The sequence below is a fragment of the Anabaena sp. PCC 7108 genome (assembly GCF_000332135.1).
In the GTDB taxonomy this organism is placed as follows: domain Bacteria; phylum Cyanobacteriota; class Cyanobacteriia; order Cyanobacteriales; family Nostocaceae; genus Anabaena.
In genome coordinates this window covers 5,212,727-5,222,355 of the sequence record NZ_KB235896.1, presented here as the reverse complement: position 1 = coordinate 5,222,355, position 9,629 = coordinate 5,212,727, and the positions used below count along the sequence as shown (strand labels likewise).

The 9,629-nt window shown below is 41.1% G+C and carries 7 protein-coding genes and 2 rRNA genes (1 of these 9 cut by a window edge); 4 read left to right on the top strand and 5 right to left on the bottom strand.

The features are described 5' to 3' along the window. Together ANA7108_RS0124375 and ANA7108_RS0124365 are read right to left on the bottom strand one after the other, a co-directional pair. Positions 1 to 591 (bottom strand): 23S ribosomal RNA (locus ANA7108_RS0124375); it reaches 2,233 nt to the left of the window's first position. 360 nt (positions 592 to 951) lie between these two features. Further along, positions 952 to 2,440 (bottom strand): 16S ribosomal RNA (locus ANA7108_RS0124365). Together the 16S and 23S rRNA genes form the textbook arrangement of a ribosomal RNA operon. 726 nt (positions 2,441 to 3,166) lie before the next feature. Here ANA7108_RS0124365 and ANA7108_RS0124360 point away from each other — a divergent pair. Both ANA7108_RS0124360 and ANA7108_RS0124355 read left to right on the top strand, forming a co-directional pair. Continuing rightward, positions 3,167 to 3,490 (top strand): phasin family protein, encoded by a 324-nt coding sequence (locus ANA7108_RS0124360; protein ID WP_016953453.1) that lies wholly within the window; start codon positions 3,167 to 3,169, stop codon positions 3,488 to 3,490. A 110-nt stretch (positions 3,491 to 3,600) separates the two neighbouring features. Beyond that, complete coding sequence (locus tag ANA7108_RS0124355; RefSeq protein ID WP_042491314.1) at positions 3,601 to 4,101, top strand: FKBP-type peptidyl-prolyl cis-trans isomerase; 501 nt, start codon at positions 3,601 to 3,603, stop codon at positions 4,099 to 4,101. 45 nt (positions 4,102 to 4,146) lie between these two features. On the opposite strand, the gene dnaB is transcribed toward ANA7108_RS0124355, so the two are convergent. The 3 genes from dnaB to gloB all read right to left on the bottom strand — a co-directional run bounded on the left by dnaB (position 4,147) and on the right by gloB (position 7,143). Next, positions 4,147 to 5,502, bottom strand: coding sequence for a replicative DNA helicase (gene dnaB / locus ANA7108_RS0124350; RefSeq protein ID WP_016953451.1), 1,356 nt, complete (start codon positions 5,500 to 5,502; stop codon positions 4,147 to 4,149). A gap of 167 nt (positions 5,503 to 5,669) precedes the next feature. Then, positions 5,670 to 6,128, bottom strand: a complete 459-nt coding sequence (rplI, locus tag ANA7108_RS0124345; RefSeq protein WP_016953450.1) for a 50S ribosomal protein L9 — start codon at positions 6,126 to 6,128, stop codon at positions 5,670 to 5,672. Between the two features lie 241 nt (positions 6,129 to 6,369). Continuing rightward, positions 6,370 to 7,143, bottom strand: a complete 774-nt coding sequence (gene gloB, locus ANA7108_RS0124340) for a hydroxyacylglutathione hydrolase (protein WP_016953449.1) — start codon at positions 7,141 to 7,143, stop codon at positions 6,370 to 6,372. Positions 7,144 to 7,427: 284 nt separating this feature from the next. Between gloB and ANA7108_RS0124335 the strand changes: the two genes are divergently transcribed. Both ANA7108_RS0124335 and ANA7108_RS0124330 read left to right on the top strand, forming a co-directional pair. Next, entirely contained in the window at positions 7,428 to 8,267 is an 840-nt protein-coding gene (locus tag ANA7108_RS0124335; RefSeq protein ID WP_016953448.1) for a glycosyltransferase, read from the top strand. Between the two features lie 130 nt (positions 8,268 to 8,397). Next, on the top strand, positions 8,398 to 9,552 hold the full coding sequence (locus ANA7108_RS0124330; RefSeq protein ID WP_016953447.1) for a glycosyltransferase: 1,155 nt from the start codon (positions 8,398 to 8,400) through the stop codon (positions 9,550 to 9,552). The last annotated feature ends 77 nt before the right edge of the window (positions 9,553 to 9,629 follow it).

Genomic DNA, 9,629 nt, shown 5'->3' with positions numbered 1-9,629 from the left:
TCAACAGGCACGCGGTCATCCGTTTAATCGGACTCCCACTGCTTGTAAGCTAATGGTTTCATGTTCTATTTCACTCCCCTTCCGGGGTTCTTTTCACCTTTCCCTCGCGGTACTGGTTCACTATCGGTCACACAGTAGTATTTAGCCTTACGAGATGGTCCTCGCTGATTCGCATGGGATTCCTCGTGCCCCATGCTACTCGGGATTCAGCTACTATCCTTTGACTTTCGACTACAGGACTTTCACCCCCTCTGGTACAGTATTTAGCTGTTTCGTCTAGTCTCCATGATTCGTTATTGCTGTCCCACTACCCCAAAAGGTAAACCCTTTGGTTTAGGCTCTTCCCCTTTCGCTCACCACTACTTAGGGAATCTCTATTGATTTCTCTTCCTCCAGCTACTAAGATGTTTCAATTCGCTGGGTTAGCTCATACCTGTCTATATATTCAACAGGCTGTATTTAGGGTTGCCCCATTCGGATATCTCCGGCTCATAGTTTGCTTCCAACTCCCCGGAGCATTTCGTCGGTAACCACGTCCTTCTTCGCCTCTGTGTGCCTAGGTATCCACCATTAGCCCTTATTAGCTTGACCACTTTTTACATTGGTTTCCACTTGCAAACTTTTCTGCTGCTCTGAATTCTTCTATACTCCGCTTTGAGTCTTTCACTCATCACTCGGTACTCATCATTCAGTACTCAGTTTCGTCTGCCTGCTCTTTTTTTCTCGTTACTATGCAGTTTTCAAGGTTCTGGCTGGTTAAATCCAGCAGTCTGAATTTTTATCCAGTTGCTGACTTCTTTTCCAGTTTTAAGTCTCGTGCTTATATTTAATAAACCAAACCAAATAATACTTTGAAAGCGTATAATCATACCTGCGACCGACCTAGGTTAGACCAATTTAGCGTCTAATTACTGTTTGTGTTCGACTTCTAAATGGATTAGGTCTCCCTAAAAAGGAGGTGATCCAGCCACACCTTCCGGTACGGCTACCTTGTTACGACTTCACCCCAGTCACCAGTCCTACCTTAGGCATCCCCCTCCTTTCGGTTGGGGTAACGACTTCGGGCGTGACCGACTTCCATGGTGTGACGGGCGGTGTGTACAAGGCCCGGGAACGAATTCACTGCAGTATGCTGACCTGCAATTACTAGCGATTCCTCCTTCACGAAGGCGAGTTGCAGCCTTCGATCTGAACTGAGCTACGGTTTATGGGATTTGCTTGCACTCGCGCGCTTGCTGCCCTTTGTCCGTAGCATTGTAGTACGTGTGTAGCCCAAGACGTAAGGGGCATGCTGACTTGACGTCATCCCCACCTTCCTCCGGTTTGTCACCGGCAGTCTCTCTAGAGTTCCCATCTTATTGCTGGCAACTAGAAACGAGGGTTGCGCTCGTTGCGGGACTTAACCCAACATCTCACGACACGAGCTGACGACAGCCATGCACCACCTGTGTTTGCGCTCCCTAAGGCACTCTCCCCTTTCAAGAAGATTCGCAACATGTCAAGTCTTGGTAAGGTTCTTCGCGTTGCATCGAATTAAACCACATACTCCACCGCTTGTGCGGGCCCCCGTCAATTCCTTTGAGTTTCACACTTGCGTGCGTACTCCCCAGGCGGGATACTTAACGCGTTAGCTACGGCACGGCTCGGGTCGATACAAGCCACGCCTAGTATCCATCGTTTACGGCTAGGACTACTGGGGTATCTAATCCCATTCGCTCCCCTAGCTTTCGTCCCTCAGTGTCAGTTGCGGCCTAGCAGAGCGCTTTCGCCACCGGTGTTCTTCCTGATATCTACGCATTTCACCGCTACACCAGGAATTCCCTCTGCCCCGAACGCACTCTAGCTATGTAGTTTCCACTGCTCTTACAAGGTTGAGCCTCGCTCTTTAACAGCAGACTTACATAGCCACCTGCGGACCCTTTACGCCCAATCATTCCGGATAACGCTTGCATCCTCCGTATTACCGCGGCTGCTGGCACGGAGTTAGCCGATGCTTATTCCTCAGGTACCGTCATTTTTTTCTTCCCTGAGAAAAGAGGTTTACAACCCAAGAGCCTTCCTCCCTCACGCGGTATTGCTCCGTCAGGCTTTCGCCCATTGCGGAAAATTCCCCACTGCTGCCTCCCGTAGGAGTCTGGGCCGTGTCTCAGTCCCAGTGTGGCTGATCATCCTCTCAGACCAGCTACTGATCGTCGCCTTGGTAGTCCATTACACTACCAACTAGCTAATCAGACGCAAGCTCATCTTCAGGCAGCAAGCCTTTTACCTCTCGGCACATCCGGTATTAGCCACCGTTTCCAGTGGTTGTCCCAGACCTGAAGCCAGATTCTCACGCGTTACTCACCCGTCCGCCACTAAATCCCTAAGGATTCCGTTCGACTTGCATGTGTTAAGCATACCGCCAGCGTTCATCCTGAGCCAGGATCAAACTCTCCGTTTTGGTTCGTTTTCTTTAGCTCTTCAATTTCTTAACTTCCCAAGTTCTCTCTATCTCTTTCAAGAACTCTTCAGTTTTATTTTTTAGACGAGGTATTCTGTTTTTACTCTTTCAAAGTATTATCTTTTCTCGGTTCAGTTGCTCAGGCTCTTGCCCTCACTCAAACAATATAGCAACTTCTTTTTGGTCTTGTCAAGGGTTTCCATCAACTTTTTTTTGGTCTTTAATACATAGATTAGTAAATGAGCCCATAAGCCTTGTACCGTAAGGAATAAGCTTATTCATAAGAAGATACATCATAATATAACTTATGCCTAATCAGTGGGAAAAACTACTATTAGTATGTGTTTTTCGCCGAAAAATAGGTTCATGTATCAGCATCTGTGAAACTAAGCCAAAATTCTTCAGGAGTATGACAGATCAATTTTGCCTAAACGATAGCTTGCCCTTATTTTACTCCAATCCTATAGATGTGTCCTGAAAAGCAGCCATCTATATAGATGACGGGTTTTGGTAAATTTAAGCGGGATCAGCGATTAAAAAATTTTAGTAAGTAGTAGTGAATAACCTGGGTTTAACATTTCCTTGACTACATCTTTTAATTTCTTATGCTTCCAAATTTGCCACAATGAATATGTAGGACAAAATGACTACACTTCCAGCATAACTGTGTTGGGTAGAGTAGGGAGCAAAGGTTTACTGGTTAGGAAAAAGTAACAGGAAGGGAGTATGAACAGCGAGAACTGGCTGCAACAACTAATGATGTTGGGTATTGGTACAACCTCTTTAGTAGCAGAAAAACTCAAGGAAGTAAGTGAGGAACTGGTGAAGGATGGTAAGCTTAATCCTGAACAAGCGAAATCCGTGATGGATGACATTGTAGAGCAATTAAAGTCAGAGCAAGGTAACTGGGACGTGCAAATGCAAAGACAAATGCGAAACATGATGCAAGATTTGGGGGTGGCTCGTCAGTCAGAGGTAGATGAACTCAGAGGCAGAATAGATCGTTTAGAGCGTCAAGTGAGAGATTTGGAAAATAGGCTTTGGCGTTAAGAGTTGCGGTTTTGATTTAAACTAATTTTTGTGCTGTTGCTAATCCAATGACCAAACTACCTGTTTAGGGAGTGTTGATTTTGAAAGGAATTTTACTCAGCGTAGTGTTTATGCTGATATGTGTTGGATCTTTAATATTGGTGCAAATTGGCGAGTCTAAAAATACTGCTACTGCATCTCAATTAAATCAGACAAAAGTAGCACGTACTACTGTAATTGAAGAAAACAATAATCTGATAGCGAGCCATATTATGTCGGATGCGAATGTCGTAGCTACCCCCTCTGGACTGAAGTATATTGAGTTAGCAAAGGGGGATGAAAAGGAAGCGACTCCTCAAAAAGGACAAACGGTTGTGGTTCATTATGTTGGTACTTTAGAAAATGGTAAGCAGTTTGATAGTTCACGCGATCGCGGAAAACCCTTCGAGTTTAAAATTGGTATCGGACAGGTAATCAAAGGCTGGGACGAAGGACTGAGTACGATGAAAATAGGCGATCGCCGTCAGCTAATCATCCCTCCAGAGTTAGGTTATGGTGCGCGGGGCGCTGGTGGAGTTATTCCACCTAATGCTACTTTGCTTTTTGATGTAGAATTACTGGGTATTAAGTAACGACTGGGGGCTGGGAACTGGTAAAAACTCTTTCCCAATTCCCAATTAATAATTATTTGGTCGAGCTAGGTTTTTAAACTTTGTAAACTGAGGATCAAATAAAAGTTTGACCGTACCTGTTGGCCCGTTACGGTGTTTAGCCACTATCACTTCAGCTATTCCCCGATCTGGTGTATCTGGTGAATAATACTCATCACGGTATAGCATGATTACTAAATCCGCGTCCTGTTCGATCGAACCCGATTCACGTAAATCAGATAACATCGGGCGTTTGTTGGTGCGAGATTCCACGCCTCGGCTTAACTGAGATAGGGCTATAATTGGTACAGATAATTCACGGGCTAAACCTTTGAGCGATCGCGTAATTCTGGATAATTCCTGAACACGATTATCACCTGCTCCTTCCATTAGTTGCAAGTAATCGATCACAATTAATCCCAATTGCATATTTTGTTCTGCTTGAAGTCGTCGCGCTTGACTCCGCATTTGAGTAACTGTAATATTTGCAGTATCGTCGATAAAAATTGGCATATCTGACAGCATACCAATAGCACGACTCAAAGGTTCCCACTGGCTTTGACTAATACGTCCGCTGCGTAAATAACTAGTTTCAATTCCCGCTTCACTGGCTAATAGTCGCTGTACTAATTGTTCTTTGGACATTTCCAAACTAAAAACAGCTACTGGTAATTTGTAACCAGCAGCGATATTGTGAGCTAGGTTCAAGCAAAATGCGGTTTTTCCCATTGATGGCCTACCAGCGACGATAATTAAATCAGAGCGCTGAAACCCAGTGGTCATGGCATCTAAATCATAGAAACCGCAGGGAATACCTGGTAAAGAAATACCTTCATGTCTTTTTTCTACTTCTTGGAAGGCATTAATCAGGGTGTCAGAAATGTGAACTAAACCTGATTGAGGTTTTTCTTGAGTAACACCAAAAACTTTCTGTTCTGCTTGGTCAAGAACTATGGGTAACTCAGTTTCTGTTTCAAAACCAAGATGGACAATTTCATTACCAGCTTTAATTAATTGTCGTCGTAGGTATTTTTCAACTACTAATCCTGCTAATGCATCTATGTTAACGGCTGAAACTGTGCGATCTACTAAAGTTGCTAATTTATTTCTACCACCAATGAGAGTAAGTTTATCGTTATCAGTTAGCCAAGTGGTAAGGGAAAGTAAGTCTGTGGGTTTACTTTGAGCGTGAAGACGCAAGGCGGCTTGATATATTTCTCTATGGGCGTTAATGTAAAAGGCTTCAGGGACGAGATGATCGCTAACTCGACCAATTGCTTCTGGATCTAATAGAATTCCCCCCAAAATAGCTTCTTCTGCTTCAATGTTTTGGGGTGGTAGGCGATTACTAGCATCACTTTGAAAATTTAATTCTTCAGCCATAAGTGATTTTAGATTTTCGGCAGGGTTTAACCACACACCTTGTTAATCCAAAATCTACGGTTGGGGGCTTTTGAGGCTATTTTAATTACCACTAATTTTTCCTCGCCTCAACCGCAAAAAAAGGATGACCACAGATCAGTTATCTGTGGTGACAAAGTAAGCAGTGATTAGCTAGGAACTACTTCAATGTCAATTTGTACTGCTACTTCAGAATGCAACTTAATTTCGGCTTTGTAAGTACCCAAATGGTTAATATCGGGGATTGTAATACCGCGCCGATCTAGTTCTTGACCAGTAGCTGCTTGAATTGCTTCGGCGATATCTTGAGTTGTAACTGTACCGAAGATAGCTTCGTTTTCGCCAACTTGCTTGGCAATTTTCAAGCTACCAGCTTTTTCTATAGCTGCTTTTTGCTCTTCAGCTTGCGCTTTCAGTTCTAGTTGTAACTGACGCTGTTTTTCACGACGGCGTTCTACTTGTTTGAGAATACCAGGAGTGGCATGAGTTGCCAATTTTTGGGGAATCAGATAATTACGAGCATAGCCGGGCGCTACGTCCACTAGGTCGCCGGATTTTCCCAGTTTGGTGATATCTTGATTTAAAACTAACTGCACACGTTTCGCCATCTTCTTCCGTTTTTCCTGTAAAATATGATTAATTTGGGTGTCAGTAGGATAGCTCACATCAGTGTAGCTTTACCCCAAGCGACTTTGCCAAAACCCCAAAGCTTACAGATCGTAGCGAAATGCAGGGGGCGATCGCAATACTAAAACTCCAAAAACATTAAAAACCTATTGGCATCAAGATATTGTAGCAGGAAATAGCAATGGTTTGTTAACAAATTATTCTTCCCTGCTGATTAAACTACTAAAATTTATCTTTCATTTCCCTAATTCGCGCAAATACTTGAGTAGGCTCATTACGTTTTGCTGTTAATTGCAACGAAGGTTTATCCCAACGCAAAAAAGGATTTGTACGCTTTTCTATTTCTAAAAGTGAGGGAATTGTTCCTTCGTGGCGATCGCGCATAGCTTTAACTTGATCGTAACGTTTTTGTAAGTCGATGTTATCAGGATCAACGGTAAGAGCAAATCGCAAGTTACTTAAGGTGTATTCGTGGGCGCACCAAACGCGCGTATTATCCGGTAAAGCTCGGAGTTTACTTAAGGAGTCTACCATTTGTGCTGGTGTGCCTTCAAATAAGCGACCGCAACCCCCCGCAAACAGAGTATCACCACAGAACAACTCCCCTGCTTCCAATGCTGTGACTGGGGGGAAGTAGTAAGCGATGTGAGCGCGGGTATGTCCAGGAACAAAAAATACCTCAGCAGTGCGATCGCTAAATTGTACGCGATCGCCTTGTTGTAAAAATACCTGCTGTCCGGGAATTCTTCCTCGATCCTCAACTCCACCATAAACAACTACTTGAGGGAATTTTTGGATTAACTGCTGATTAGCACCTACATGATCATGATGATGATGTGTGTTAAAAATTGCTACCAACTCAGCTTTTAATTGCTCTAGTTGCTGTAATACTGGTTCCGCCTCTGCTGGATCAACAACCGCAGCAATATTTTGTTTGCTATCATGTAGCAAAAATATGTAGTTGTCTGTAAGTGCTGCTATACTAATTACGTGCATTACTTATGCCTTTATTGTCAGTAAATACTTAGTGTTTATGAACTAATCAGACTCTCAGTATATATCTTTGACTGGAAATCTGAAGATGATTCTATGATTACAAATTTTCAATTCAAGGAGTAAAAAAATGTTTTATTCAGACCAGCTATTAGAGACAAGGATTTTTTTTAACATTTTCAGTATGATCAAGATATAGATATACATATATTTTTTAACTTAAGTTTAAATAATTTGTCCCTTGAAGTGCAGGAACTTTTGAACTAACTTTTGATAGCCAGAAAATTATGAAATCACCAAGAGGATTTATTACAATACTAACTGGACTTTACTCTTTCCAAGATTGTATACACTTTTTAGCATCAGTCAGGAAATTTCATCAAGAACCAATTATTATTTTAATTGACCGTGTTCCTATAATTTTATATCCTTTACTAACAGCTTTTAAAAATGTAATTTTAAAACCTGCACCTGCCCATGAAAACACAGTTTTATCTTCAAGACACGCCAAGATTGCTCTATACGAAGCATCAGAATTTGAGCAAACAATCTATTTAGATTCAGATATATGCCTACTATCTGACATCAATGACGTATTTGATAGTTTGCAAGAGTATGACTTTTTAATAACAGAAGATGTACAACCTGATATTACTAAAGCCACAAATTTATTGCGAGGTAATCAACAAGAACTATTACCCCATGTCCTATCAATTTTACAATCTATAGGCTTACCATTGCAACCTGAAAGCATACAGTATAATAGTGGTATTATAGCCTTTCGTAAAACCGAAAAAATCAAACTATTTTTTGATGAATTCAAACAGTATTTTGAAATAATTAAAAACAATCAAGATAAACTGCTACTCAAAGATCAAGGTGCTTTTGCCTCAGCGATAGCCTCAACCAAGCCAAAAATAAAAACCTTGCCACCTACCTATAACTATATGAGTAAATGGCAGGGTTCTTATCAAATTGATACACAAATAAAAGTTTTACACTGTACCTATCCTTATCGTCCTCAATATGCCAAGAATATCACTCGGAGCCTTTATACTAGATTATTTGACAGATTAGCTCAAGTATTTTTACCCAATCAAGTGACCAATCCCTGGCGTAAGAAATAAACTATTAATGATAATGAATATTCTCTAAAATAAGCAATGAAAATATTTGCAAATAAAGTTTAGCACAACCAAAAATATCTAAAAACTTCTTGACAGTTGAAGGAGAAAATATCTGAAAATTTCTATCTTAGTGAGTGATTTATCGAGTGCCGGAGCGGGAAGATGGGGTGGTGCTTCTGTTCGTTCCTTTCTGTTAGCTCAGGCGCTGCAAAAATTGAATCATCAAGTTGAAATTATAGGGTTTGTATTTGGGGAAGAAGCCGCAGTAATTCCTCAGTCAGAGATTATAGTCAGTCAATTGAACGGCTATAACTACCCAAAATTTTTAATATCGGCTTCTCAACTTTTAAAAAAACTTGATGGTGATATTATTTATGCTATGAGACCAAAACCTACAACTTTTGGTTTAGCATTACTGCGAAAAATAAAAACTCATCAACCAATAATTTTAGATATAGACGACTGGGAATTAAGTTGGTATGGTGGTGAAAAATGGCAATATAAAGTTTCTCCAAAGCAGCTTTATAGGGATATTATAAAACCGGATGGTGCCTTGAGACAGCCAGATCATCCATTTTATTTAAAAATGATTGAAGGCATGACTGGTAAAGCAAATGCTATCACAATTCATACCAAATTTTTGCAAGAGCGATTTGGAGGCATATATTTACCTAATGGAAAAGATACTGAACTGTTTAATCCCAATCACTATGATCCAGAAACGAGTAGAGTCTACTATGGTCTATCGGGGTATAGAATTTTAATGTTTCCTGGCGCACCTAGACCATATAAAGGTGTTGAAGATGTATTAATGGCACTTGAACTTCTTAATGAAGCAGACTTAAAACTAGTAATTGTAGGTGGAAGCCCTTATGATGACTATGATGCTCAACTCTCAAAAAAATGGGGACGTTGGATTATCAAACTACCAAAATATCCAGCTACAGAAATGCCTAAAATTGTTGCAGCTGCACACATAGTCATTGTTCCACAACGAAATACAACCGCAGCTTTAGCTCAATTCCCACTGAAGTTAACAGATGGAATGGCAATGGCCAAGCCAGTATTAGCAACACGAGTGGGAGACATTCCCGATATTTTAGATGAAACTGGTTATTTAGTTGATCCTGAATCGCCTAAACAAATTGCAGAAAAGATTAAATTGATATTTGATGATTTGGATGCAGCTAACCAGCGTGCGCTCAAAGCAAGAGAAAGATGTGTAGCTAAATATAGCATTAATTCTATGTCTTCTGTCCTGGAATCTGTCATCGCTAACTTGTAAATAGAGATGATTAATTTACAGGAATTGATATCTAGATTGTTTGTGTTAAAAACAACTGTATTTTCAATATAATCACC